We start from the raw sequence: 26,384 nt of genomic DNA, 5'->3' as shown, positions 1-26,384 counted from the left end.
ATTTTAAAAAAACAGTCAGCCGTAAAACGAAAACATGCTAGAATGAAAACGGAAAGAACAGGTGACATGAATGATTCATTTAATGATTATGATGCTGGAGAGAGTGGGGATTATTGTTATATTAGGGTTCATTCTCGCCCATACGAAACTTTTCAGACAAGCTCTTCAGAATCAGGACGGCTATAAAGGAAAAGCGATTTTAATTTCTATTTTTTCTCTTTTCAGCATCATCAGCAATTATACAGGCATCGAAATTCAAAGAAATATGATTGTAAACAATGACTGGGTGTTTACGATAGATCCATCGGGCTCTATCGCGAATACCCGTATTTTGGGCGTGGAAATTGGGGGCCTTCTCGGAGGTCCGTTTGTAGGGGCTGGGATCGGCATACTGGCGGGCCTGCATCGTTTTTCACTCGGTGGCAGCACGGCCTTAAGCTGTGCCGTATCATCTATTTTAGCGGGTGTTCTTGCAGGCTTGATCGGCAGGTATTTTACGAAGCGATATCGAATGCCGACACCGCGCATCGCCGCTCTTGTGGGAATCGGCATGGAGTCACTGCAAATGATCATTATTTTGCTGATGGCAAAGCCGTTCAGTGACGCTTGGGAGCTTGTCAGCATGATCGGAATTCCGATGATACTCATCAATGGAACAGGCAGTTTTATTTTTCTGTCTATTATTCAAGCGATCATTCGCAAGGAAGAACAGGCAAGGGCTCTCGAAACGCATCGAGTGCTGACAATTGCTGATCAGACACTTCCATTTTTTCGCCAAGGATTAAATGAAAACTCCTGTAAAAGTGTAGCGGCTATTATCCATAAGCTGACAGGAACAGATGCGGTGTCTCTCACTGACAAAGAAAAGATCCTTGCGCATGTCGGTGCGGGAATGGATCACCACATCCCATCGAAAAGTTTGATCACCGGCCTGTCCAAAAAGGTGATTAAAACAGGGCATATTATGAAGGCGATTTCGCAGGAAGAAATTGAATGCACGCATGCTGAATGCCCTTTGCACGCTGCAATTGTCCTGCCGCTGACATCGAACGGCAATACAATCGGCACCTTAAAAATGTACTTTAAAAGCCCGGCAGGCCTGAGTCAGGTAGAGGAGGAACTTGCCGAGGGGCTGGCCATGCTGTTTTCGACACAGCTTGAGCTTGGGGAAGCAGAGCTGCAAAGCAAACTTCTCAAGGATGCTGAAATTAAAGCGCTTCAAGCACAGGTGAATCCGCATTTTTTATTTAATGCGATCAACACGATTTCTGCGCTATGCCGTACAGATGTTGAAAAAACCCGTAAGCTCCTATTGCAGCTCAGTGTTTATTTTCGTTCAAACCTTCAAGGAGCGAGACAGCTGCTGATTCCGCTCTCAAAGGAGCTGAACCATCTTAACGCCTATTTGTCATTAGAACAGGCGCGTTTTCCCGGGAAATATAAAATTGAGCTTAATATCGACAGCAGACTGGAGCAGATTGATATCCCTCCGTTTGTTTTGCAGGTGCTTGTCGAGAACGCGCTTCGGCACGCGTTTCCGAAAAAACAAGACATATGCAAGGTTACAGTCTGTGTCTTATCTGATGATGCATCCGTCTATATGAAGGTGGCGGATAACGGACGCGGAATTCCGCCGGACGTCTTGTCGGAACTGGGAAAGAAACCGTTTCCGTCTAAGGAGGGAACCGGTACAGCGCTTTATAACCTAAATCAGCGGCTGATCGGTTTATTCGGACAGCAGGCTGCACTGCATATCAGCAGTGAGGTTCATAAAGGGACAGAGGTTTCCTTTCAAGTGCCAATGCAACAGATGAAAGAGGGAGAAGAACATGCTCAGGGTGTTAATAGTTGATGATGAGATGCTGGCAAGAGATGAACTGGCTTACTTGCTTAAGCGGACCAATGAGGAAATGGAAATCAATGAAGCGGAAAATATCGAATCCGCTTTTGACCAAATGATGGATCAAAAACCTGATTTGCTGTTTTTAGATGTTGATTTATCCGGAGAAAACGGTTTTGATATCGCAAAGCGATTGAAAAAAATGAAGCATCCTCCTGCTGTTGTGTTTGCGACAGCGTATGACCAGTATGCGCTCAAAGCGTTTGAGGTGGACGCTCTTGATTATTTAACCAAGCCTTTCGATGAAGAAAGAATTCAGCAAACGCTGAAAAAATATAAAAAAGTCAATCGGGATATTGTAGAAACAGAGCAAAACAGCCATGCTGGCCAGCACAAGCTCGCGCTATCTGTGGGGGAATCGATTGTGATTGTGGATACGAAGGACATTATCTATGCCGGAACAGAAGATGGTCATGTCAATGTAAAAACCTTCGATCATTCTTATACGGTCAGCGATACACTCGTTGTGATTGAGAAAAAGCTGCCGGATTCTGATTTTATCCGCGTCCATCGGAGCTTTGTCGTGAATACCGAATATATTAAAGAAATTCAGCCATGGTTTAATTCAACGTATAATCTGATCATGAAAGACGGATCGAAAATACCGGTCAGCCGGACATATGCGAAGGAATTGAAAAAGCTGCTCCATATTTGATGGGCGGCTTTTTGCATTTCAGCCATTTGATTCTGCAACTCAGACCCGCTATTCGGCAAGTTATCTTGTAAGCGCTTTATAACAGGGAATTCTTATTTATAATGAGGGTACCAAAGAGAAAGAGGTGAAGAAAATGAGTGCTAAAAAAGTGTACGGGTTTTTAACACAAGCATTTATTTTTGCCGTCATTATGCTGGTTTCGAATATGATTGCCGCTATTGTCCCAATACCTATCCCGGCATCGGTTGTAGGGTTGGTCTTATTATTTCTCCTATTATGTTTGAAAGTCATTAAACTGGAACAAGTGGAAACGCTCGGAACGTCTTTAACCTCTCTGATCGGATTTTTATTTGTTCCGTCAGGTATATCTGTTATGAATTCGCTTGGTGTGATGCAGCAATACGGCCTGCAAATTGTTCTTGTCATTCTGCTCGCAACGATTATTTTGCTGGGGGCTACGGGATTGTTTTCTCAGCTGATTCTTTCGCTGAGCGGAAAACGCAAAACCGCAGCGGACATGAAAACAAAAACAGTGCAAAGCCCGCAGAACAATAACGAACTCGTTCACCATTAAGGGAAACAGGAGGTTCTTCACATGGAAAGCACAATGAGTCCTTATTTTGGGATTGTCGTATCACTTGCTGCATTCGGCATCGGCACCTTTTTATTTAAGAAAACGAAAGGCTTCTTCCTTTTCACTCCTTTGTTTGTTGCCATGGTGCTGGGGATCGCATTTTTAAAAATCGGCGGTTTTTCCTACGCGGATTATAATAACGGGGGAGAGATCATTAAGTTTTTCCTTGAACCGGCAACGATCGCATTTGCAATTCCTTTGTACAAACAAAGAGATAAGCTTAAAAAATACTGGTGGCAAATCATGGCCTCCATTATTGCCGGCTCTATCTGCTCTGTCACGATTGTTTATTTGCTCGCTAAAGGCATTCATCTCGATTCGGCCGTAATGAAAAGCATGCTTCCGCAGGCGGCTACAACGGCAATTGCGCTTCCTTTATCAAAAGGCATCGGGGGCATCAGCGACATCACAGCCTTTGCGGTCATCTTTAACGCTGTCATCGTATATGCGCTCGGAGCATTGTTCTTGAAGGTGTTTAAAGTGAAAAATCCGATTTCTAAAGGATTGGCTCTTGGAACATCCGGACATGCACTTGGTGTAGCGGTCGGGATTGAGATGGGAGAAGTTGAAGCTGCTATGGCAAGCATTGCTGTTGTCGTAGTAGGAGTGGTAACGGTTCTGGTCATCCCAGTGTTCGTGCAGCTGATCGGAGGATAAGCCAAGGCTGAATGCCATGGCTTTTTTTATTTTATGGTGCGTCTTCGGGATCGATATACCCTTGTTTAATGCCCCATTCTACTTGATCGTCATGCCACTTTTTTCGTTCTTCATAACCATAACCATCGTCATCAGGAAGCTCTGAAGCCGGCTGTTGAATGGTTTTATCTGTCTGACTCGAGGAAGATGGTGGATTTTTACTATTAAATGAGGGTGCCTCGGTCTGCTGCCGTTGTGCCTGTGATTGCCGCTTTTTCTCAGCGTTCGCTTTCTGCTCTTTTTTGATTGCTGCCTGCCGCTGTCTTTCAAGTTCAGCTTGTCTTTTTGCTTCCGCTAATCGCTGATTCTCTGCCGCCTGCTGGTCTGCTAATCGCTGTCTCTCCGCTTTTTCCTCCTGCTGTTTCTTTCGTTTCGCCTCCCGTTCTTTTTCAAGCTTTTTCTCGGCGGCGATTTGTCTTTGCTTTTCAGCTTCTTCTTTTGCCTTCCGTTTTCCTAACTCAGTAGCGAGTGGACTCTCGAACTTCATGTCTAATGAAACGGGTTTTAGTTTTTTTAGCTCTTTCTCCAGCTCCTTTTGAGGAAATGCTGCAGTTGTCTTAACAGTTTCGACTTTTGATTCGGAAGATGTGCTGCTATTCGAGCAACCGGTTAATATCAATGTGAAAAATAAAGCAAGCTGTATCAGTTTGTTCATGTGTCAGGCTCCCTTCTGCTTCTTATATCGGTCAGAGATTAACTTTGTTTTACATTTCTTCCTGTCGGTGGTTTTGTTGTAAATTGCGAAATAAGGGGGGAATTGTTGGCTCTTTGCATTCTGGGTGGGGATGAAAGATTTTCTTTTTCTCTCTTGCGCTCATAGAAAACCCATGTTACAATGTAAAAGTTGTTCCGGATAAGTCGTCCTTGACTAAAGATCCGGTATTGTGTAGAATAGTTATTGAATTGAATATAAATCACAAGCAGAAGCACCCGCTTCTCACCTGATTGACACATGCATGTAGTTGGCAGGTTGACCGTACATTTTTATTGATACAGATGTTCGTAGTGTGGGTGTTTTATAATGCCCACACTTTTTGTTTGCCTGCAAAATGCATTCAAAATGAGTTGTGAATCAATTCGAAGAAACTATGGAGGTGGCTCATTATTAGCAAAGATCAATTGGTTAATGAGGGTATCCGTGCACGTGAGGTCCGTTTAATCGGACAAAATGGCGACCAGCTTGGAATCAAGTCCCGTCAGGAAGCACTTGAAATCGCCGGCCGCGCAAATCTTGACCTTGTGTTAGTTGCAGCGAATGCAAAACCGCCTGTCTGCCGAATCATGGACTACGGTAAGTTCCGATTTGAGCAGCAGAAAAAGGAAAAAGAAGCACGCAAGAATCAAAAAATCATTAACTTAAAAGAAGTTCGGTTAAGTCCGACAATCGATGAGCATGACTTTAACACGAAATTGCGCAATGCGATTAAATTCCTTGAAAAAGGCGATAAAGTGAAAGCTTCTATCCGCTTTAAAGGACGCGCAATCACTCATAAAGAAATCGGTCAGCGTGTATTAGACCGTTTCTCCGAAGCATGTGCTGAGGTTGCGACAGTCGAAACAAAACCAAAAATGGACGGCCGCAGCATGTTCTTAATGCTCGCACCGAAAAACGAAAAGCAATAAGGAGGAAATCCCATGCCAAAAATGAAAACTCACCGCGGATCTGCTAAACGTTTTAAAAAGACAGGTTCTGGGAAGTTAAAACGTTCTCACGCGTACACAAGTCACTTATTCGCCAACAAATCTCAAAAGCAAAAGCGTAAGCTTCGCAAGAGTGCTGTTGTAAGCGCAGGAGACTTCAAACGTATCAAACAAATGCTTGCTAACATCAAGTAATCGGATAAGGAACAATTAGGAGGGAAATTCAATGCCAAGAGTAAAAGGCGGAACTGTTACACGTAAGCGTCGTAAAAAGGTTCTTAAATTAGCAAAAGGTTATTTCGGTTCAAAACATACATTATACAAAGTAGCTAACCAGCAGGTCATGAAATCTGGAAACTATGCTTTCCGTGACCGTCGTCAGAAAAAACGTGATTTCCGTAAACTTTGGATCACTCGTATCAACGCAGCTGCTCGCATGAACGGCCTTTCTTACAGCCGTTTAATGCACGGTCTTAAGCTTTCTGGTATCGAAGTAAACCGTAAAATGCTTGCTGATCTTGCTGTAAACGATCTTACTGCATTCAATCAGCTTGCTGATGCTGCTAAAGCTCAATTAAACAAGTAATCATATAGAGCCGCTCTCCAGCAGAGCGGCTTTTTCTATATAAAGGATGAGGCAACATGATTATTGCAGCTTATTTGGTGTTGATTAATCTGTGCGGTTTTTGGGTGATGGGCATTGACAAACGCAAAGCGCAGCAGCACAAGTGGAGAATTTCTGAAGACCGGCTGTGGCTGATAGCCATCGTGTTTGGAGCGCTCGGTGTCTGGCTTGGTATGCAAACCTTCAGACATAAAACGAAACACGCTTCTTTTAAGTATGGAGTACCGCTTCTTCTGGTAATTGAAGCGATTCTCATCGCTATTTACTATAGCCCGTTTGATTTATAAAAAGCAGAAAAGCGTTTAACGCTCTTCTGCTTTTTTTGCGAGTTTAATGGGTTGGTCCCAGTCAATCTTACAATTTGGATATCGTTCCAGCACTTTTTCTTCAATGTTCTCAAAATCTTTTGCAGAGAAATGTTTCAGCTTCTCAGGAGATTCTGTCCAGACAAAGATCGTGTGAATAAACAGCGGATGATCCTTGGAAGGAATATGCTTTTCTCCCTCAAAAAGCACGCCTTTATACGTCAGCTGAAAATTCTTCCGGGTATTGTTTTGTTCATCAATAATATAAAAATGTTCTTTTGATTGGGCCAGCTTAAGCCTTCTCTTAGGATTCGCGACATATTTGACCACGGCATAAATACAATAAGCAAAAAGTGCAAGCAAAATAATCCTTAGAACCATGACAAACATTGTGTGAAGGCACCTCCCTTATTGTGATGATCTGATGTAATACGAAAAGCATAGAAAAAGGTTTCACTTTTTCTAAAAGAAAGCTGTAAAAACATATACCCGATTTTCAAGTGAAATAGTCGTATGGTTAGCGCCATGTTTTGTATAATAAGAATGCAGGACTGATGAAGGAGGGTTTGGAACATGGCAAAATTAGATGAAACATTGACCATGCTGAAAGATTTAACAGATGCAAAAGGCATACCGGGCAATGAAAGAGAAGTAAGGCAAGTGATGAAATCATACATAGAACCATTTGCTGATGAGGTGATAACAGATCGCCTGGGCAGTTTAATTGCCAAAAAAACTGGTGCAGAAAACGGCCCGAAAATTATGATCGCCGGACATTTGGATGAAGTCGGCTTTATGGTGACACAAATCACAGATAAAGGCTTTATCCGTTTTCAAACCGTTGGCGGCTGGTGGGCTCAGGTTATGCTTGCCCAGCGGGTCACCATTGTCACAAAAAAAGGAGAAATCACTGGGGTTATCGGATCTAAGCCGCCTCATATTTTGTCTCCTGAAGCAAGAAAAAAATCAGTGGAAATAAAAGACATGTTTATTGATATCGGAGCTTCAAGCCGGGAAGAAGCCTTGGAGTGGGGTGTACTTCCGGGAGATATGATCGTTCCGCATTTTGAATTTACGGTCATGAACAATGAAAAATTCCTACTCGCAAAGGCCTGGGACAACCGCATCGGCTGTGCGATTGCAATTGATGTGTTAAGAAACTTACAAAACACAGACCATCCAAATATAGTGTATGGCGTCGGAACCGTGCAGGAGGAAGTCGGCCTGAGGGGAGCGAAAACGGCTGCACACACCATTCAGCCTGATATTGCGTTTGGTGTTGATGTAGGGATAGCAGGAGACACGCCTGGCATTTCCGAGAAGGAAGCGCAGAGCAAAATGGGCAAAGGCCCGCAGATTATCGTTTACGATGCATCCATGGTCTCTCACAAAGGTTTGCGCGATGCAGTTGTAGCCACTGCGGAGGAAGCCGGCATTCCGTACCAATTTGATGCCATTGCCGGCGGCGGAACTGATTCGGGTGCCATCCATTTGACGGCAAATGGCGTTCCTGCGCTGTCCATTACTATTGCAACCCGCTACATTCATACGCACGCGGCCATGCTGCATCGTGATGATTATGAAAACGCGGTAAAGTTAATTACAGAAGTCATTAAGAAGTTAGACCGAAAAACGGTTGACGAAATTACGTACCAATAAAAAGATACGGAAGAATCCGCCTATTGAGGCGGATTCTATTTTTTTGTCTGTACAAATTACAGCATAGTGACTACAATAAAGAGGATACCGAAAATTTCCTGAACATGACGATATACGACACGCAGCTCGATTTGACAGGAAGGGAGGATAAACAATCTAATTTGTAAGCGCTCTCTAATATAAAGGAGGTTGAACAACATTGAAAAAGAAAAAAACATGGAAACGCTTCTTACACTTTTCGAGTGCTGCTCTGGCTGCAGGTTTGATATTCACTTCCGCTGCTCCTGCAGAGGCAGCATTTTGGGGTGCATCCAATGAGCTCCTTCATGATCCGACTATGATTAAAGAGGGGAGCTCATGGTATGCGCTCGGAACAGGGCTTACGGAAGAACGGGGACTGCGGGTGTTGAAGTCTTCAGACGCTAAAAATTGGACCGTACAAAAATCCATTTTTAGCACACCGCTATCGTGGTGGTCCAATTATGTGCCGAATTACGAGCCAAACCAATGGGCGCCGGACATCCAATACTATAACGGAAAGTACTGGCTGTATTATTCTGTTTCTACTTTTGGAAGCAATACATCTGTCATTGGCCTGGCATCTTCCACAAGCATTAGTTCGGGGAGCTGGAAGGACGAGGGCTTGGTGATTCGTTCGACAAGCTCAAATAATTATAACGCCATTGATCCGGAGCTGACATTCGACAAGGATGGCAACCCGTGGCTCGCGTTTGGCTCGTTTTGGACCGGCATTAAGCTGACCAAGCTTGATAAGAATACGATGAAGCCTACTGGCTCGCTCTATTCGATTGCAGCCAGACCGAATAATGGCGATGCCTTAGAAGCTCCTACTCTTACGTATCAAAATGGTTACTACTATTTAATGGTTTCATTTGATAAATGCTGTGCTGGAGTAAACAGTACGTACAAAATTGCTTACGGAAGATCTAAAAACATTACAGGCCCTTATCTTGATAAAAGCGGAAAAAGCATGCTCGAAGGCGGAGGCACCATTTTGGATTCGGGCAATGACCAATGGAAAGGACCTGGAGGCCAGGATATTGTAAATGGAAACATTCTTGTTCGCCATGCCTATGATGCCAATAACAACGGCATTCCGAAGCTTCTTATCAATGATTTGAATTGGAGCTCGGGCTGGCCGTCCTATTGAATCAAAAAGCCGGGGGGAGAGCCCGGCTTTTTTTAAAAGAAAAGATTGACAGTATAATAGTCAATTACTATAATAAAATTGTTCGTACAAATATTTATTTATAGGTTTATTATCTATCATTAGTACGTATCTTTTATAATTGAAAGCGTTTTATTTTATGAGAAAGGGGCAGTTTACATGCTTCAGACAAAGGATTATGAATTCTGGTTTGTGACAGGAAGCCAGCACCTATACGGGGAAGAGACGCTGGAACTTGTAGATCAGCATGCTAAAAGCATTTGTGAGGGGCTCAGCGGGGTTTCTTCCAGATATAAAATCACTCATAAGCCCGTCGTCACTTCACCGGAAACCATCAGAGAGCTGTTAAGAGAAGCGGAGTACAGTGAGACATGCGCTGGCATCATTACATGGATGCACACATTTTCCCCTGCAAAAATGTGGATAGAAGGCCTTTCCTCTTATCAAAAACCGCTTATGCATTTGCATACCCAATATAATCGCGATATCCCGTGGGGTACGATTGACATGGATTTTATGAACAGCAACCAATCCGCACATGGCGATCGAGAGTACGGTTACATCAACTCGAGAATGGGGCTTAGCCGAAAAGTCATTGCCGGCTATTGGGATGATGAAGAAGTGAAAAAAGAAATGTCCCAGTGGATGGATACGGCGGCTGCATTAAATGAAAGCAGACATATTAAGGTTGCCAGATTTGGAGATAATATGCGTCATGTCGCGGTAACGGACGGAGACAAGGTGGGAGCGCATATTCAATTTGGCTGGCAGGTTGACGGATATGGCATAGGAGATCTTGTTGAAGTGATGGATCGCATTACGGACGACGAGGTTGACACGCTTTATGCGGAGTATGACAGACTATATGTGATCAGTGAGGAAACAAAACGTGACGAAGCAAAGGTAGCGTCCATTAAAGAACAGGCGAAAATTGAACTTGGCTTAACCGCTTTTCTTGAGCAAGGCGGATACACAGCGTTTACGACATCGTTTGAAGTGCTGCACGGAATGAAACAGCTGCCGGGACTTGCCGTTCAGCGCCTGATGGAGAAAGGCTACGGGTTTGCCGGTGAAGGAGATTGGAAGACAGCGGCCCTTGTACGGATGATGAAAATCATGGCTAAAGGAAAAAGAACTTCCTTCATGGAAGATTACACGTACCATTTTGAACCGGGAAATGAAATGATTCTGGGCTCTCACATGCTTGAAGTGTGTCCGACTGTCGCTTTGGATCAGCCGAAAATCGAGGTTCATCCGCTTTCGATTGGCGGCAAAGAAGACCCTGCGCGTTTTGTATTTAACGGCATCAGCGGTTCTGCCATTCAAGCTAGCATTGTTGATATTGGCGGGCGTTTCCGCCTTGTGCTGAATGAAGTCAACGGCCAGGAAATTGAAAAAGACATGCCGAATTTACCGGTTGCCCGTGTTCTCTGGAAGCCGGAGCCGTCATTGAAAACAGCAGCGGAGGCATGGATTTTAGCCGGCGGTGCACACCATACCTGCCTGTCTTATGAACTGACAGCGGAGCAAATGCTTGATTGGGCGGAAATGGCGGGGATCGAAAGTGTTCTCATTTCCCGTGATACGACAATTCATAAACTGAAACACGAGTTAAAATGGAACGAGGCGCTTTACCGGCTTCAAAAGTAGAGGGGGATGTCACATGGCTTACACAATAGGGGTTGATTTTGGAACTTTATCAGGAAGAGCGGTGCTCGTTCATGTCCAAACAGGGGAGGAACTTGCGGCTGCTGTAAAAGAATACAGGCATGCTGTCATTGATACCATCCTTCCAAAAACGGGTCAAAAGCTGCCGCGCGACTGGGCGCTGCAGCACCCTGCTGATTACCTCGAAGTCTTGGAAACAACCATTCCGTCTTTACTCGAACAGACGGGCGTTGAACCGAAAGACATTATCGGGATTGGAATTGATTTCACGGCATGTACGATCCTTCCTATTGACAGCAGCGGGCAGCCGTTATGCATGCTGCCTGAATATGAAGAGGAGCCGCACAGCTATGTGAAGCTCTGGAAGCATCATGCGGCCCAAAAACATGCTGATCGGCTCAATCAAATCGCGGAAGAAGAAGGAGAGGCTTTTTTACAGCGGTACGGAGGAAAAATTTCATCAGAATGGATGATTCCAAAGGTCATGCAAATTGCCGAGGAAGCGCCTCACATTTATGAAGCGGCTGACCGGATCATCGAGGCTGCAGACTGGATCGTGTACCAGCTGTGCGGCTCGCTCAAGCGAAGCAATTGTACCGCAGGGTATAAAGCGATGTGGAGTGAAAAAGCGGGGTATCCGTCAGATGATTTCTTTGAGAAATTAAATCCTTCAATGAAAACGATTACAAAGGACAAATTGTCAGGTTCTATTCATTCAGTAGGAGAAAAAGCCGGCAGTCTGACTGAAAAAATGGCAAAACTGACAGGGCTTCTCCCGGGAACGGCTGTTGCGGTTGCCAATGTGGACGCTCATGTTTCCGTACCGGCGGTCGGCATTACAGAGCCAGGGAAAATGCTGATGATTATGGGAACCTCAACGTGCCATGTTCTTCTTGGTGAAGAGGTGCATATCGTTCCAGGTATGTGCGGCGTTGTGGACAATGGAATTCTCCCGGGCTATGCGGGATATGAAGCCGGGCAGTCCTGTGTCGGCGATCATTTTGACTGGTTTGTGAAAACATGTGTCCCGCCAGCTTATCAAGAGGAAGCAAAGGAAAAAAACATTGGCGTTCATGAGCTGCTGAGTGAGAAAGCAAACCATCAAGCGCCAGGTGAAAGCGGCCTGCTTGCTTTAGATTGGTGGAATGGAAACCGTTCAACTCTTGTTGATGCAGATTTAACAGGGATGATGCTTGGCATGACACTGCTGACGAAGCCTGAAGAGATTTATAGAGCGTTAGTTGAGGCGACAGCTTACGGAACACGGATGATTATCGAAACATTCAAAGAAAGCGGTGTTCCGATTGAGGAACTGTTCGCAGCCGGCGGAATAGCTGAGAAAAACCCGTTTGTCATGCAGATTTATGCGGATGTGACAAACATGGACATTAAAATCTCTGGTTCACCGCAAGCCCCAGCCTTAGGATCTGCCATTTTCGGCGCGCTTGCAGCAGGCAAAGAAAAAGGCGGCTACGATGACATCAAAGAGGCAGCGGCGAACATGGGAAAACTGAAAGATATAACTTATACGCCAAATGCCGAAAACGCCGCGGTTTATGAAAAATTGTACGCTGAATATAAAGAGCTGGTTCATTATTTCGGAAAAGAAAACCATGTCATGAAACGTCTGAAAACGATCAAAAATCTTCAATTTTCATCTGCCGCCAAAAAGAATTGATAAAGGGTGATGGAGCATGCTTGAAACATTAAAAAAGGAAGTGCTGACTGCCAACCTGAAGCTTCAAGAGCATCAGCTGGTAACCTTTACGTGGGGAAATGTTAGCGGTATTGACCGTGAAAAAGAAAGAATTGTCATCAAACCTAGCGGAGTCGAATACAGCGACCTGACAGCAGATGACTTGGTTGTTTTGAACCTTGATGGAGAGGTCGTCGAAGGCTCGCTTAAGCCTTCTTCAGATACACCTACCCATGTTTATTTATATAAAGCCTTTCCGAATATCGGGGGAATTGTCCATACCCATTCTCAATGGGCGACAAGCTGGGCGCAATCGGGCAGAGACATCCCTCCGTTAGGCACGACCCATGCTGATTATTTTGACAGTGCGATTCCATGTACTCGAGAAATGTACGATGAAGAAATCATTCATGACTACGAACTGAATACAGGAAAAGTCATAGCGGAAACCTTTCAGCATCATAACTACGAACAGGTGCCGGGTGTGCTCGTGAATAATCACGGACCGTTCTGCTGGGGCACTGACGCCTTAAATGCCATTCATAACGCAGTTGTATTAGAAACGGTTGCCGAAATGGCCTATCACTCCATTATGCTGAACAAGGATGTAACCCCAATCAATACAGTCCTGCATGAAAAGCATTTTTATCGAAAACACGGAGCAAATGCGTATTATGGCCAGTCATGATACGCCTGTGTCACCAGCCGGCATTCTGATTGACTTGGACGGTACTGTATTCAGAGGAAATGAGTTGATCGAAGGAGCAAGAGAAGCGATCAAAACGCTTAGGAGAATGGGAAAGAAAATCGTCTTTTTAAGCAACCGGGGGAATATCTCCCGTGCCATGTGCAGAAAAAAACTTCTTGGCGCGGGGATTGAAACGGACGTAAACGACATTGTTCTGTCATCAAGCGTGACAGCGGCTTTTCTGAAAAAACATTATCGTTTTTCAAAGGTATGGGTGCTTGGGGAGCAAGGCTTGGTTGACGAGCTGAGGCTGGCCGGTGTGCAGCACGCGAACGAACCGAAGGAAGCGGATTGGCTCGTGATCTCCCTTCATGAAACGGTCACGTACGAAGATTTAAATCAAGCCTTTCAAGCAGCTGCCGGCGGCGCTCGTATTATTGCTACAAACAAAGACCGCTCTTTTCCGAACGAAGACGGAAATGCCATTGATGTGGCTGGAATGATTGGGGCGATAGAGGCTTCCGCACAAGCGAAGACTGAACTTGTTGTCGGTAAGCCGTCATGGCTGATGGCGGAGGCTGCCTGTACAGCAATGGGGCTGTCCGCACATGAATGCATGATTATAGGAGACAGCATTGAATCTGACATTGCGATGGGGAAGCTTTATGGCATGAAAAGCGCCTTAGTGCTTACTGGTTCTGCGAAACAGGGCGAACAGCGTTTGTACACACCAGATTATGTGCTGGATTCTATTAAGGATGTAACCAAATTGGCTGAGGAGGGGATTCTGATATGAATCGTATCGCAGCTGACGTTCAGCGTGCTTTTGAACACGCCGGAGAAAAGACGTTTCCTATAAAAGTTGAAGAAATTGTTCTCGGTAAACAAGCAGCTGATTCGCTTTTGAATTATGTAAAACGAAAAAACAATAAACATATTGTCCTTGTCTGCGACGCGAATACACACCGCATTGCAGGAATTGATCTGGAAAATCAGCTAAATCAAGAAGGATTTCAGGCCGAGTGCCTGATCATTCCAGAAAATGAAGCCGGAGATGTGACAGCTGATGAACGATCGCTCATTCATGTGCTGATCCATACGAAACAAACAACGGATGTCATGATCGCAGTTGGTTCGGGCACGATTCATGATATCGTCCGCTTTGCGGCGTTTCAAAGAGATTTGCCGTTTATTTCTTATCCGACTGCTCCATCTGTAGACGGTTTTACATCAGCAGGGGCGCCGATTATTTTATACGGTACGAAAACAACCATTCAAACGAAGGCCCCTTCTGCACTGTTCGCTGATCTGGATCTATTAAAAGCGGCACCCCAGTCAATGGTGGCGGCTGGGTTTGGTGACATGCTCGGTAAAATAACGTCTTTAGCAGATTGGGAAATATCCCGGCATCTTGCCGGCGAGCCTTATTCGCCAGCAGGAGCTAAGATTGTTCAGGAGGCGCTTGCTGCCTGCATTGAACACACAGAAGACATTGCGATGAAAACGGAAACAGGCATACAGGTTTTGATGGAGTCTTTAATCGTATCGGGGCTTGTCATGCTGGCATTAGATCATTCCCGCCCGGCATCAGGCGGAGAACATCATATTTCACATTGGATTGAGATGGAATTAATGGAGAAAAAACGGCCACAGATTCTTCATGGGGCAAAGGTGGGCTGTGCAGCTGTTTTATTAACTGACACATACAGAAAGCTTGCTAAGGATGACGGGCTGAACGAATTTTCACCGAGCCGGCGGCAAGCCATCCAATCGGCTTATCAAACTCTCCCGGAAGGAGAAGTGCTGGCTGATTGGCTGAGATCAGCCGGAGGCCCTGCGTATTTTGACGAAATCGGTGTCGGGCAGGATTCCGTCAAGAATGCCTTCAGACACGCGCACACCTTAAGAGACCGCTGCACCGGATTAAGAATCATTAATGAAAACAAAACGCTGATCAACCATGGTCTATATGAATAGCCCGCACCTCGAATGGAAGGGGTAACGCAGATGAAAAAAATGACTGTCTGTTTTCTTGTGCTCATGATGCTGCTGACATTAGTCATTGCTGGGTGTTCAGCAGAAAGATCATCCGGGAAGTCGGGTGAAACCGAGCTGACCTTTTGGACATTTAACGGACTTCATGAGCAGTTCTATGTAGAAATGGTGAAGGAATGGAATGAAAAATATCCTGACCGCAAAATTAAGCTGAATACGGTCGTTTATCCGTATGGACAAATGCACGATAACTTGTCTATCTCCTTAATTGCAGGAGAAGGCGTCCCTGATATTGCCGATGTCGAATTGGCCCGTTTTTCAAACTTTTTGAAGGGCTCTGACATACCGCTTGCCGACTTGACTCCGCTGATTGAAAAGGACCGCGATAAATTCGTTGAGGCGCGGCTAACCCTGTACAGCAAAAACGGCAAGCTTTACGGACTCGATACGCATGTAGGAACAACAGTCATGTTTTATAACATGGATGTTATGAAGAAAGCCGGCGTCAATCCTGACGATATTAAAACATGGGATGATTACCATAAAGCCGGACAGAAAGTGCGCAAAGTGACCGGGAAGCCGATGGGAACGGTGGAAACAAATGATTCCGGAACGTTCTTATCTATGATTTCACAGCAAAACTCAGGCTATTTTGATAAAAACGGCAAGCTGATCCTCAATAATGACACCAACGTAAAAACACTTCAATATTTAAAAGACATGATCAATGATAAAACGATGATTCCTGCGCCGGGCGGCGGGCATCACAGTGAAGAATACTACGGCTTTATGAACCAAGGAGGAGCTGCTTCAGTCCTCATGCCGATTTGGTATATGGGAAGATTTATCGATTATATGCCTGATCTGAAAGGGAAGATTGCCATCAGGCCGCTCCCGGCATGGAAAGAGGGAGGCGACCGCTCGGCAGGTTTGGGCGGTACGGCAACCGTTGTGCCGAAGCAAGCCAAGCATGTTGAGTTAGCAAAAGAGTTTTTAGCCTTTGCGAAGGGTTCTAAAGAAGGAAACAAAAAGCTCTGGAGCGTACTTGGGTTTGACCCGCTTCGCTGGGATGTTTGGAGCTCCAAGGAATTGAAAGAGAAAAACAAATACACGGATTACTTCCAAAACGGAACAGGCATTTTTTCCGTGCTGCTCGATATCAAGGATGAAATCAATCCGATTTATTTACATGAGGATTTTGCCAAGGCTTCAGACCTTGTCAACAGAAGCGTGTTGTTCGACGCACTTAAATCTCAGCAAAAAACGCCTAAACAGGCCTTGGACAGAGCGGCAGGTGAACTGAAACAGAAATAGAATCCCATTCAAAAAGTGAAAGCGGGGAGGTTCTCATGAAACCTGTGAAAACAGGAACGGTTCATCCCGTTCCTTCAGCTGCGAAACAATCAGGCTGGCGAGATCTATTTTATTCAAAAAAAGCGGCGCCCTATCTGTTTACAGCGCCATTCGTTTTATCCTTTCTCGTATTTTTTCTATACCCCATCATTAGTGTCTTCATCATGAGCTTCCAAAGAATTTTGCCGGGAGAGGTGTCCTTTGTCGGATTGACTAATTATACAGCGCTAAACAACCCGACGTTCTATACCGCCCTTTGGAATACGCTGGAATACACCTTTTGGACGCTGATCGTGCTGATTCCTGTCCCATTGCTTCTGGCCATATTCCTGAATTCAAAGCTGGTCAAATTTAGAAATATATTTAAATCAGCGCTATTCATCCCGGCATTGACCTCCACCATTGTAGCGGGGATCATTTTTCGGCTGATCTTCGGAGAAATGGAAACGTCTCTGGCCAATTCCATCCTACTCAAACTCGGCTTTTCACCTCAGAACTGGATGAACAATGAACATACCGGCATGTTTTTGATGGTGCTGCTTGCTTCATGGAGATGGATGGGAATCAACATCCTTTACTTTTTAGCCGGTTTGCAAAATGTGCCGAAAGAGCTGTACGAAGCCGCTGATATAGACGGCGCGAATACAATGAAAAAATTTCTGCACATCACGCTGCCGTTTCTTAAGCCTGTAACCGTATATGTACTGACCATCAGCATCATCGGCGGATTCAGGATGTTTGAGGAAAGCTACGTCCTTTGGCAGAATAATTCCCCGGGTAATATTGGTCTGACGCTTGTCGGATATTTGTATCAGCAGGGGCTTGCCTACAACGAAATGGGGTACGGAGCGGCCATCGGCATCGTGCTTTTGATTGTGATCCTTGTTGTCAGCCTGATTTCATTAAAGCTGTCAGGCTCGTTTAAGGGGGAGGGATAAATGTTGCGGCACAGTCCTCAGTTCAGCGTTTATAGAATTGCGCTAACCCTGTTTTTTATTATGCTGAGCCTATTGTATCTTTTTCCGATTTTCTGTTTGCTTTTAGGATCATTAAAGCCGTCATCTGAGCTTTTGCGTGTGGGGCTCAATCTTGACATTGATCCTAAAGTAATGAGTCTTGATAATTATACATTTCTGTTTAACGGCGGAAGCATTTATTTCAAATGGTTTTTTAACAGTCTTGTACTTGGGCTTTTCACAACCGTGCTCACCCTGTTTTTTTCTTCGATGATCGGGTACGGGCTTGCGGTTTATGATTTTAAGGGCAGAAACATCATCTTTGTTCTTGTGCTGATTATCATGATGGTTCCGCTGGAAGTGATGATGCTTCCACTGTTTAAGCTTACCGTCGGACTGCACTTGATCGATTCATATACGGGTGTCATATTGCCGTTTATCGTTTCACCTGTTGCCGTTTTCTTTTTCAGGCAGTATGCTCTTGGCCTTCCAAGAGATCTGCTGGACTCTGCAAGAATGGACGGCTGTACGGAATTCGGCATCTTTTTCAGGATTATGGCACCGCTGATGAAACCGGCTTTCGGCGCGATGATTATCCTTCAGTCCTTAAACAGCTGGAACAACTTCTTGTGGCCGCTGATTGTGCTTCGGTCGAAAGAAATGTTTACGCTTCCAATAGGGCTGTCCAGCTTGCTGAGCCCTTATGGAAATAATTACGACATGCTTATATCCGGCTCAGTATTTGCGATTTTGCCGGTGATTATCATTTTCTTGTTTTTCCAAAAGTACTTTATCTCCGGCCTGACGGTAGGGGGAGTCAAAGGTTAATGAAGGAGGAAACGTGTGATGAAAAAAGCGCGAATGATTGTAGACAAAGAATATAAAATCGGTGAAGTAGATAAACGAATTTATGGCTCGTTTATCGAACATATGGGTCGTGCGGTATATGAAGGCATATACGAGCCTGATCACCCTGAAGCGGATGAAGATGGGTTTAGAAAAGATGTTCAGTCGCTGATCAAAGAATTACAGGTTCCCATCATCCGCTATCCGGGCGGAAACTTTTTATCCGGATACAACTGGGAGGACGGTGTCGGACCAGTCGAAAACCGCCCGAGACGGCTTGACTTGGCATGGCAAACGACAGAAACCAATGAAGTGGGAACAAATGAATTTTTATCTTGGGCAAAAAAGGTGAACACTGAGGTCAATATGGCCGTCAACCTTGGTACAAGAGGCATAGATGCCGCCCGTAATCTCGTTGAATATTGCAACCATCCGAAAGGCTCTTACTGGAGTGATTTAAGAAGATCGCATGGCTATGAACAGCCGTATGGCATCAAAACATGGTGCTTAGGAAACGAAATGGATGGACCGTGGCAGATCGGCCACAAAACAGCTGATGAATACGGACGGCTAGCCGCAGAGACGGCAAAGGTCATGAAATGGGTTGATCCATCAATTGAACTTGTTGCCTGCGGCAGCTCAAACAGCGGCATGCCGACCTTTATCGATTGGGAAGCGAAGGTGCTGGAGCATACGTACGAGCATGTTGACTATATCTCTCTTCACACCTACTACGGAAACCGGGATAACAATCTGCCAAACTACTTGGCCCGTTCTATGGATCTGGATCATTTTATCAAATCCGTCGCTGCAACCTGTGACTATGTAAAAGCAAAAACACGCAGCAAGAAAACAATCAATCTTTCTCTGGATGAATGGAACGTCTGGTACCACTCAAATGAGGCTGATAAAAAAGTCGAGCCGTGGATCACTGCGCGTCCGATTTTAGAGGATATTTACAATTTTGAAGATGCCTTATTAGTCGGCTCTCTGCTCATTACGATGCTGCAGCACGCAGACCGTGTGAAAATTGCGTGTCTTGCACAGCTTGTCAATGTCATCGCGCCGATCATGACGGAAAAAGGCGGAGAAGCATGGAGACAGCCGATTTTCTATCCATACATGCATGCTTCTGTTTACGGAAGGGGCGAGTCACTGAAACCGCTTATTTCTTCTCCTAAGTACGACTGTTCTGATTTCACTGATGTGCCATATGTTGATGCTGCTGTTGTGTACTCTGAAGAGGAAGAAACCCTCACTATTTTTGCGGTAAACAAGGCTGAGGATCAGATGGAGACGGAGATTTCGCTCAGAGGCTTTGAATCCTACCAAATCGCAGAACACATCGTACTTGAGCATCAGGATATCAAAGCGACAAACCAGCATAACAGAAAAAATGTCGTCCCGCATTCCAACGGAACATCGTCTGTCAGCGAAAACGGCTTAACTGCTCATTTCACGCCGCTTTCCTGGAATGTGATCCGCCTGAAAAAACAGTCATAAGAGAAGCTAAGCCGGAGATTTCTCTCCGGCTTGTCTTTCAACTGCCACGAGCCGGCCCGTTCAAGCCGGCTTTTTGTATAGGAAAAAATGACCGCTTTTCACCATGAAATTGTGATATATTTATGAAAAACAGCAAAGGGGATGGGAGAAAATGAATGCGGTTACAATTGTGATAGCGTCAATGTGTATTTTGGCTATTGCCTATCGTTTATACGGAACATTTATGATGGTGAAGGTTCTCAAAGTGAATGATGACAAGCCAACACCTGCTCATGCGCTTGAGGATGGGAAAGACTATGTGCCTACAAATAAATGGGTTTCGTTCGGCCATCACTTTGCCGCGATCGCAGCGGCCGGTCCGCTGGTCGGACCCATTCTGGCGGCGCAGTTTGGCTATTTGCCGGGATTATTGTGGCTGTTAATCGGGGCGGTAATTGGGGGAGCCGTCCATGATATTGTTGTGCTGTTTGCATCGATGCGCAAAAACGGAAAATCGCTGTCGGAAGTGGCGAAGGATGAGCTTGGCCCTGTTGCAGGATTTTGTACAGGACTGTCCATGCTGTTTATCATCACGATCACAATGGCGGGCCTGTCGATGGTTGTCTTGCATGCGCTTGAACGTAATCCATGGGGAACATTTGCGGTAGGGATTACGATTCCGATTGCGATGGGTGTGGGCTTATTTTATAAGAAAACGGGAAATTTAAAGCTCGCTTCAACGGTCGGCTTTCTCTTTTTAATGGCAGGAGTCTTTATCGGTCCATGGGTACAGACTACCGCGCTCGGTGACTTTTTAACGCTAGATACGAAAACGCTTGCAATCGCGCTTCCTGTTTATGCGTTTTTTGCGGCTGCGCTTCCCGTTTGGCTGCTTCTTGCTCCGCGTGATTATTTAAGCAGCTTTATGAAAATCGGTGTTTTTATCGCTTTGATTGTTGGTGTGTTTGTCGTCAATCCGTCCATTCCGTTCCCTGCGTTTACAGAATTCGTAAAAGGCGGCGGGCCGGTACTGGCAGGACCTGTCTGGCCGTTCATCTCAATAACCATTGCCTGCGGGGCGATCTCTGGGTTCCATGCCTTTGTCGGTTCAGGAACGACACCGAAAATGCTGAATAAATGGAGTGATATGAAGCCGGTTGCGTTTGGCGCAATGCTTGTTGAGTGTCTTGTCGGCATCATGGCGCTGATTGCAGCGACCGCTTTACAGCCTGCTGATTACTTTGCGATTAACAGCACGCCTGAGGTTTTCCGTACGCTTGGCATGAATATCGTACATTTGCCTGAATTGAGCAGGGAAATCGGTCTGGACTTAGAAGGAAGAACAGGGGGAGCCGTCACACTTGCGGTGGGAATGACTTATATTTTTACCGGAATGCCGTTTTTCAGCCATTTGGCCTCATACTTTTTCCAATTTGTCATTATGTTTGAAGCGGTCTTTATTTTAACAGCGATTGACGCCGGCACACGCGTTGCCCGTTATTTGATCCAGGATTTCTTCGGGGAGGTGTATAAACCGCTGAAGAAAACAGACTGGATTCCGGGCTCTGTATTTGCCAGCGCGCTTGCCTGTTTGATGTGGGGGTACTTGCTGTATTCAGGAGATATCGGTTCCATTTGGGCGCTGTTCGGCGTTTCTAATCAGCTGATGGCTTCAGTGGGGCTGATTATCGGAGCGACCATCGTGCTGAAAATCGCTGATAAACGCCGGTACATTCTGACTTGCCTTATCCCGCTTGCCTATTTATATGTCACTGTCAATTATGCGGGCTATTGGATGGTGCGCAATGTGTATCTCAATCCTGAAGCAGCAGGATATAGTGTATTGAATGGCGTATTATCTATCATCATGCTGGTGTTAGGCTTCATCATTATCGTGGCGGCTGTGAAAAAATGGGCGCAGATGTGGAAAGATCCGAGCTTAAGGATGGAAGCGTCTATACCGGGCTAGAAGGACTATTGAAAATGCTGAGGGGGGTTGGCAATGAATCTATCAATGAAATATCTTATTCTATACGTATCGGACAGCAAGCGGGCTATTCATTTTTACCGGGATATTTTAGGACTGCCGATTCGTGCTGAACACGGCACGTATGTCGAATTTGATACAGGGTCTACGATATTGGCGCTTAATACCCGGGAAAGCGCCAGAGACATCACGGCGCTGGACATTCCGGATACATCTGCTTCAAACACATTTGAAATCGGGTTTGTTACTGAAAATGTAGAAGCGGTCATCAAAAGGATGAGAGAACAAGGCGTCTCGATTATCGGGGAGCCGAAAGTGAAACCATGGGGGCAGACGGTCGCCTATATCGCTGATCCGGATGGACATTATATCGAAATTTGCAGTCCGATGGAATAACGCACAAAAGCCCAAAACAATTTCTGTTTTGGGCTTTCTCATGATGTTTTGTGCCCGGCTGCTTCCAATAGCAGATCAGCCAGGTGAACGGCTCTGACTTTACCGCTTAGTCCTTCGCGTTCAATCCCGAGCTTCATCTGCAGCAGGCAGCCGGGATTTGCTGTTACAATGAGGATCGCTTCGGTTGCTTTGACGGCAGCCATTTTGCTGTCCAGTATTTTCATAGACATTTCAGCTTCGACGATGTTGTAAATTCCCGCTGACCCGCAGCAGCTGTCTGCTTTCTCCATTTCTTTGAATTCCGCCCCTTTGATGCTTTTAAGAAGCTGGCGGGGCTCAAGCGACGTATGCATTACATTTCTTAGGTGGCATGAATCTTGGTAGGTAACGACCTGAGGTGTCTCGAGCGCTAAGTCCATTTGATGGAAATCGAGTTCAACCAAAACGGAAGAAAAATCCTTCAGCTTTTGAACAAAAGCGGCGGCTCGCTCCGACCATTCCGGGTCATCCTTCAGCAAATGATCATATTCGGTAAGAAAGGCTCCGCATCCTCCTGCGTTTGTAATGACTGCATCCACGTCTAATGCTTCGAAAGCAGCGATATTTTGTTTCGCGAGCTCTTTCCCTGTGTTTTTTTCACCGCTGTGTCCATGAAGCGCCCCGCAGCAAGCCTGTTCAGGCGGAATGACAATGTCGCAGCCTGCCAGCTGTAAAAGCTTCAGTGTGGCATTATTGGTCGGTAAAAACATTGTATCCATTAAGCAGCCCGAAAAAAAGGCGACCCGCTTTTTCATGGGGCCAATGGACGGCAGGAAACGCGGCCGATGTTTCATGTCTTTGCTTTTAGGAACATCAGGAAGAACGGCTTCCATCGTTCGCAAATGCTCAGGCAGGACCCGAAGCATGCCTGATTTTCGCACAGCGGTTTGCAGTCCTGACCGCTGATACAAACCGATAAGGCTTACAGCTGATCGCATGCGGTTTTGGTGCGGAAACAGCTCGTGAAAAGCCGTCTTTCGCATGACACGTGCGCCGAGCGAGTGTTTTTTGTTTTGGTGGATAATATCTCTGGCTTCCTCAAGCAGCTGTCCGTATTTCACGCCTGACGGGCATACAGGTTCACAGGCGCGGCAGCCGAGGCAAAGTGACAGCGACCGTTCGACATCTTCATCCGGTTCAATCATACCGTCGGCTACGGCTTTCATTAAGGCGATACGCCCACGCGGAGAGTGTGTTTCCTGAAATCCCGATTCGATATAGGTCGGACAGGAAGGAAGACAGAAGCCGCAGCGCATACAATTCAAAAGCTCGCCTTCATCCATGCGCTCTTTAAACTCATTTTGGATCTGTTTCATTTCTTTTTCTGTTGTCATCTTTCTGCCACCACACGTTTTCTGGCATCTTTCGCAAACACTTTGCCCGGATTTAATATGTTCTGGGGGTCAAATGCCGCTTTCAGCGCTTTCATCGCATCAATGCCTTCTTTTTTCAGCTTCATTTCCAAGTAAGGCGCTTTCATTTCCCCGACTCCGTGCTCTCCGGTTATCGTCCCGCCAAGTTCAATCGCTTTCTCAAAAATCTCGGCAAAAGCCTGTTCGACACGTTCCATTTCATCCTTATTTCTTATGTCTGTCGTGCATGTCGGGTGCAGGTTCCCGTCTCCCGCATGGCCAAAGGTGCAGATGGAAATATCATATTTAGCAGCAATATCATTAATCGCTTTTACCATATTGGCGATTTCTGAGCGAGGAACGGTCGCATCCTCTAAAATCGTCGTTGGCTTGAGGCGGGCAAGGGCAGAAAGTGCAGAGCGCCGTGCTTCAGTCAGGGCGAATGCTTCCTCCTCCGTTTGTGCGGTCTGAACGGAAACGGCCTCGCCTTTTTTGCAAATCGCCTCAATCTTTTCCATATCCCGTTCAACAGTTTCAAATGGCCCGTCTTGTTCAATTAACAGAACCGCCTTTGCGTTTGTCGGCAGTCCGATTTTGGCATAATCCTCAATCACCAATAGTGTAGGCTGGTCGAGAAATTCAAGCGTGGCGGGTATGATTTTTGCGGCAATGATGTCTGATACCGTTTGAGCAGCGGCATCGATATTTTCATATAGGGCAAGCAGCGTCTTTTTTGTTTCAGGCTTTGGAACGAGCTTGACGATTGCCTCTGTCACAATGCCGAGTGTTCCTTCTGAGCCGACAAAAAGACGTGTGAGATCGTATCCGGCCACATCCTTTGCGAGTTTTCCGCCGGTGCGGATGATGTCACCATTTGCGAGCACAACCTCCAGTCCAATAACATAGTCGCGGGTGACGCCGTATTTTAATCCGCGGAGCCCGCCGGAATTTTCATTGATGTTTCCGCCCATGGTTGATATTTTCATAGAACTCGGGTCAGGCGGATAAAACAAACCTTTGCTTTCAACCGCGCGAATCATATCCAGCGTAATGACGCCCGGCTGAACTGTGGCAGTTAAATTTTCTTCATCAATCTCAAGAATCTGGTTCATGTGCTTAAAGAGAAGCACAAGTCCGCCTTCAGTCGGGCACGTGCCGCCGCACAGGTTTGTCCCTGATCCTCTTGGAACGATCGGCACTCGATGTTCGCTGCAAATTGTTAAAATGCGTGATACTTCATCAGTATTCCTCGGAGCAATCACGGCATCAGGCATAGACTGATACTGAGGCGTCGCATCATATGAATAGACGAGACGGCCGGCAGTCGAGTCATCAAAGTTTTCTGGTCCGGAGACCCGAATCAGCTGCTCCTTTACATCCTTGGTGATCATTTTACCCATCCCCCTGTCAAAAAACGCTTTCAATCTATTGTAAAAGAAAAAAAGCAAAGCCTTCCATGGAGAAACATACAAAAAATGAAACTGAAACTCTCTCTATTTTGTATCTTGATCTAAAAAATAGAGGGCGACGTACATCGTGACGATGTCCTCGGTACGGTCAAAACGTAAACCCGTCAGCTGTTCAGCCTTAGCCAGACGATATCGCAATGTATTGATATGAATATGCATATCTTCTGCGGTTTGTTTCAAAGACAAATCGAGATGAAAGAAAGTCCGTAACGTATTCATAAGTTCCTGATGCTCTAGCGCCTCTCCTAATACTCTTTGCGGAAATTCGTTTCGGGTTCCCGGGCTGATCTCCGTCAGACACATATCAAGCTTCAGATCCTCTTCAAATATGGGCGTTTTTCGCTTAAGGCTGACAGCCAGCGCTTTTTCCGCTTGCTCGTATGAATCTGTCAGGCTGGAGCTTGCGACAGCCCTTCCGGCGCCAGCTGCTGTATATTGGCTGCTTGCGGTATTGGCAAACGAACAAATGTGAAGGATCTTCCGTAAAAGCTGATCCCTTTGTTCATGCTGCGGCACTTCATGATTAATCAAAATCCGTTCATTTCCCCACCTGATGAACAAATCCGCAGGGTACGAGGATTTCCAGCTGCGTGCCATTTGTTCAATATCATGACGTGACCACTCATACCCCTGAATAAGAATCATTTGGCGCCGGGAGGAAAGGTCAACACCAAGAAGCTGAGCTTTCTCAAGAAAACTGGGAGACCACTCCTTTAATTGCAGCCAATCGATCATAAAGGACTCCAGCATTCTCTCACGCCACTGGGATTGCTCTAAATGCCGCGATTCCTTAATGAACAGCTCTGTCATTTTTCGAAGCAGTTCTCCGAATGGCTGAATCTCTGCAGGCTCACCTGTCAGCCCGAAGACGGCGATCACATCATGGTCAAAAAATACAGGGAGGTTTATGCCTGCTTTCACTCCTTTTAACCTTGTTTCATCTTCTCTTGTAATAATCACGCTGCGTCTTTCTTTTGCGCAGATAAGCGCTCCCTCATGAAATTGTCCGACACGCTCATCGTTTGTGCCTGCCATAATAAGACCGTCCGTGTTTACAATAATGACTTCACGTTCGTACATTTTTTTAACTTCAGCAATAATTTTTTTCGCTAATAACGGCTGTAAAAACATGGCGTTCCCCCTCATCATGTTT

At 45.7% G+C, this 26,384-nt stretch carries 27 protein-coding genes and 1 other annotated feature; of the genes, 22 read left to right on the top strand and 5 right to left on the bottom strand.

Going from position 1 to position 26,384, the window contains the following annotated elements:
• Nucleotides 1-70: 70 nt before the first annotated feature.
• The 4 genes from lytS (at nt 71) to lrgB (ending at nt 3,846) form a co-directional block, all read left to right on the top strand.
• Nucleotides 71-1,852: a two-component system sensor histidine kinase LytS gene (gene lytS, locus AC0OMU_RS15035; protein ID WP_015384334.1), complete on the top strand. Its 1,782-nt coding sequence runs from the start codon at nt 71-73 to the stop codon at nt 1,850-1,852.
• Entirely contained in the window at nt 1,830-2,555 is a 726-nt protein-coding gene (lytT, locus tag AC0OMU_RS15030) for a two-component system response regulator LytT (RefSeq protein ID WP_015251493.1), read from the top strand. The genes lytS and lytT overlap by 23 nt, the downstream gene beginning before the upstream one ends.
• Nucleotides 2,556-2,688: 133 nt before the next feature.
• Nucleotides 2,689-3,129 carry an antiholin-like murein hydrolase modulator LrgA gene (gene lrgA / locus AC0OMU_RS15025; protein WP_014477620.1) on the top strand — a complete coding sequence of 147 codons (441 nt, stop codon included), beginning with the start codon at nt 2,689-2,691 and terminating at the stop codon, nt 3,127-3,129.
• A 21-nt stretch (nt 3,130-3,150) separates the two neighbouring features.
• Nucleotides 3,151-3,846 (top strand): antiholin-like protein LrgB, encoded by a 696-nt coding sequence (gene lrgB, locus AC0OMU_RS15020; RefSeq protein WP_003229482.1) that lies wholly within the window; start codon nt 3,151-3,153, stop codon nt 3,844-3,846.
• 31 nt (nt 3,847-3,877) lie between these two features.
• Here lrgB and AC0OMU_RS15015 read toward each other — a convergent pair whose 3' ends face one another.
• A complete protein-coding gene (locus tag AC0OMU_RS15015) occupies nt 3,878-4,540 on the bottom strand; it encodes a hypothetical protein (RefSeq protein ID WP_474241266.1) in 663 nt (220 codons plus the stop codon).
• A 257-nt stretch (nt 4,541-4,797) separates the two neighbouring features.
• Nucleotides 4,798-4,928: a sequence feature (ribosomal protein L20 leader region), on the top strand.
• Between the two features lie 58 nt (nt 4,929-4,986).
• Between AC0OMU_RS15015 and infC the strand changes: the two genes are divergently transcribed.
• From infC to AC0OMU_RS14995, 4 genes are read left to right on the top strand one after another with little or no spacing between them, the layout of a single operon-like run.
• A complete protein-coding gene (gene infC / locus AC0OMU_RS15010; protein WP_010886591.1) occupies nt 4,987-5,508 on the top strand; it encodes a translation initiation factor IF-3 in 522 nt (173 codons plus the stop codon).
• A gap of 12 nt (nt 5,509-5,520) precedes the next feature.
• Nucleotides 5,521-5,721 carry a 50S ribosomal protein L35 gene (rpmI, locus tag AC0OMU_RS15005; RefSeq protein WP_003222418.1) on the top strand — a complete coding sequence of 67 codons (201 nt, stop codon included), beginning with the start codon at nt 5,521-5,523 and terminating at the stop codon, nt 5,719-5,721.
• A gap of 31 nt (nt 5,722-5,752) precedes the next feature.
• Nucleotides 5,753-6,112, top strand: a complete 360-nt coding sequence (rplT, locus tag AC0OMU_RS15000) for a 50S ribosomal protein L20 (protein WP_003222420.1) — start codon at nt 5,753-5,755, stop codon at nt 6,110-6,112.
• Between the two features lie 56 nt (nt 6,113-6,168).
• Nucleotides 6,169-6,438, top strand: coding sequence for a DUF1294 domain-containing protein (locus AC0OMU_RS14995; protein ID WP_003229490.1), 270 nt, complete (start codon nt 6,169-6,171; stop codon nt 6,436-6,438).
• Nucleotides 6,439-6,453: 15 nt separating this feature from the next.
• Here the strand turns inward: AC0OMU_RS14995 and ysdB are convergent, their stop codons facing one another.
• Nucleotides 6,454-6,846 carry a sigma W pathway protein YsdB gene (ysdB, locus tag AC0OMU_RS14990; protein ID WP_003229493.1) on the bottom strand — a complete coding sequence of 131 codons (393 nt, stop codon included), beginning with the start codon at nt 6,844-6,846 and terminating at the stop codon, nt 6,454-6,456.
• 183 nt (nt 6,847-7,029) lie between these two features.
• Here ysdB and AC0OMU_RS14985 point away from each other — a divergent pair, with 183 nt between their 5' ends.
• The 14 genes from AC0OMU_RS14985 (at nt 7,030) to AC0OMU_RS14920 (ending at nt 22,371) form a co-directional block, all read left to right on the top strand.
• Nucleotides 7,030-8,115: a M42 family metallopeptidase gene (locus AC0OMU_RS14985; RefSeq protein ID WP_063335818.1), complete on the top strand. Its 1,086-nt coding sequence runs from the start codon at nt 7,030-7,032 to the stop codon at nt 8,113-8,115.
• A gap of 199 nt (nt 8,116-8,314) precedes the next feature.
• The gene (gene abnA, locus AC0OMU_RS14980) at nt 8,315-9,286 is read left to right on the top strand and encodes an arabinan endo-1,5-alpha-L-arabinosidase AbnA (RefSeq protein WP_327845057.1); all 972 of its coding nucleotides are present in this window, start codon (nt 8,315-8,317) and stop codon (nt 9,284-9,286) included.
• A 177-nt stretch (nt 9,287-9,463) separates the two neighbouring features.
• Entirely contained in the window at nt 9,464-10,954 is a 1,491-nt protein-coding gene (gene araA, locus AC0OMU_RS14975) for an L-arabinose isomerase (protein WP_014477615.1), read from the top strand.
• Nucleotides 10,955-10,967: 13 nt separating this feature from the next.
• Complete coding sequence (gene araB, locus AC0OMU_RS14970) at nt 10,968-12,650, top strand: ribulokinase (protein WP_474222206.1); 1,683 nt, start codon at nt 10,968-10,970, stop codon at nt 12,648-12,650.
• Nucleotides 12,651-12,666: 16 nt separating this feature from the next.
• Nucleotides 12,667-13,356 (top strand): L-ribulose-5-phosphate 4-epimerase, encoded by a 690-nt coding sequence (gene araD, locus AC0OMU_RS14965; RefSeq protein WP_015384326.1) that lies wholly within the window; start codon nt 12,667-12,669, stop codon nt 13,354-13,356.
• Complete coding sequence (gene araL, locus AC0OMU_RS14960) at nt 13,334-14,152, top strand: sugar-phosphatase AraL (protein ID WP_080344279.1); 819 nt, start codon at nt 13,334-13,336, stop codon at nt 14,150-14,152. Before araD ends, araL begins: the two co-directional genes overlap by 23 nt.
• Nucleotides 14,149-15,333, top strand: a complete 1,185-nt coding sequence (gene egsA, locus AC0OMU_RS14955; protein ID WP_047183000.1) for a sn-glycerol-1-phosphate dehydrogenase — start codon at nt 14,149-14,151, stop codon at nt 15,331-15,333. Before araL ends, egsA begins: the two co-directional genes overlap by 4 nt.
• 30 nt (nt 15,334-15,363) lie before the next feature.
• Complete coding sequence (locus AC0OMU_RS14950; protein WP_047182999.1) at nt 15,364-16,665, top strand: ABC transporter substrate-binding protein; 1,302 nt, start codon at nt 15,364-15,366, stop codon at nt 16,663-16,665.
• 35 nt (nt 16,666-16,700) lie between these two features.
• The gene (locus tag AC0OMU_RS14945) at nt 16,701-17,642 is read left to right on the top strand and encodes a carbohydrate ABC transporter permease (protein ID WP_047182998.1); all 942 of its coding nucleotides are present in this window, start codon (nt 16,701-16,703) and stop codon (nt 17,640-17,642) included.
• Nucleotides 17,643-18,488, top strand: coding sequence for an arabinose ABC transporter permease AraQ (araQ, locus tag AC0OMU_RS14940; RefSeq protein WP_015251504.1), 846 nt, complete (start codon nt 17,643-17,645; stop codon nt 18,486-18,488).
• Between the two features lie 18 nt (nt 18,489-18,506).
• A complete protein-coding gene (gene abfA, locus AC0OMU_RS14935) occupies nt 18,507-20,009 on the top strand; it encodes an alpha-L-arabinofuranosidase AbfA (RefSeq protein ID WP_003222445.1) in 1,503 nt (500 codons plus the stop codon).
• Between the two features lie 151 nt (nt 20,010-20,160).
• On the top strand, nt 20,161-21,957 hold the full coding sequence (gene cstA / locus AC0OMU_RS14930) for a carbon starvation protein CstA (RefSeq protein ID WP_474222205.1): 1,797 nt from the start codon (nt 20,161-20,163) through the stop codon (nt 21,955-21,957).
• Nucleotides 21,900-22,088 carry a hypothetical protein gene (locus tag AC0OMU_RS14925; RefSeq protein ID WP_100506469.1) on the top strand — a complete coding sequence of 63 codons (189 nt, stop codon included), beginning with the start codon at nt 21,900-21,902 and terminating at the stop codon, nt 22,086-22,088. The genes cstA and AC0OMU_RS14925 overlap by 58 nt, the downstream gene beginning before the upstream one ends.
• Nucleotides 22,003-22,371 (top strand): VOC family protein, encoded by a 369-nt coding sequence (locus AC0OMU_RS14920; protein ID WP_225510034.1) that lies wholly within the window; start codon nt 22,003-22,005, stop codon nt 22,369-22,371. The genes AC0OMU_RS14925 and AC0OMU_RS14920 overlap by 86 nt, the downstream gene beginning before the upstream one ends.
• A gap of 38 nt (nt 22,372-22,409) precedes the next feature.
• Here AC0OMU_RS14920 and AC0OMU_RS14915 read toward each other — a convergent pair whose 3' ends face one another.
• The 3 genes from AC0OMU_RS14915 to AC0OMU_RS14905 form a co-directional block, all read right to left on the bottom strand.
• Nucleotides 22,410-23,744: a (Fe-S)-binding protein gene (locus tag AC0OMU_RS14915; protein ID WP_100506470.1), complete on the bottom strand. Its 1,335-nt coding sequence runs from the start codon at nt 23,742-23,744 to the stop codon at nt 22,410-22,412.
• Complete coding sequence (glcD, locus tag AC0OMU_RS14910) at nt 23,741-25,153, bottom strand: glycolate oxidase subunit GlcD (protein ID WP_474241265.1); 1,413 nt, start codon at nt 25,151-25,153, stop codon at nt 23,741-23,743. The genes AC0OMU_RS14915 and glcD overlap by 4 nt, the downstream gene beginning before the upstream one ends.
• Before the next feature lie 102 nt (nt 25,154-25,255).
• Nucleotides 25,256-26,362 carry a CdaR family transcriptional regulator gene (locus AC0OMU_RS14905; RefSeq protein WP_015483539.1) on the bottom strand — a complete coding sequence of 369 codons (1,107 nt, stop codon included), beginning with the start codon at nt 26,360-26,362 and terminating at the stop codon, nt 25,256-25,258.
• Between the last annotated feature and the right edge of the window lie 22 nt (nt 26,363-26,384).

It is taken from the genome of Bacillus sp. FAU18 (assembly GCF_056033885.1).
This window is presented reverse-complemented; position numbering and strand designations above follow the sequence as displayed.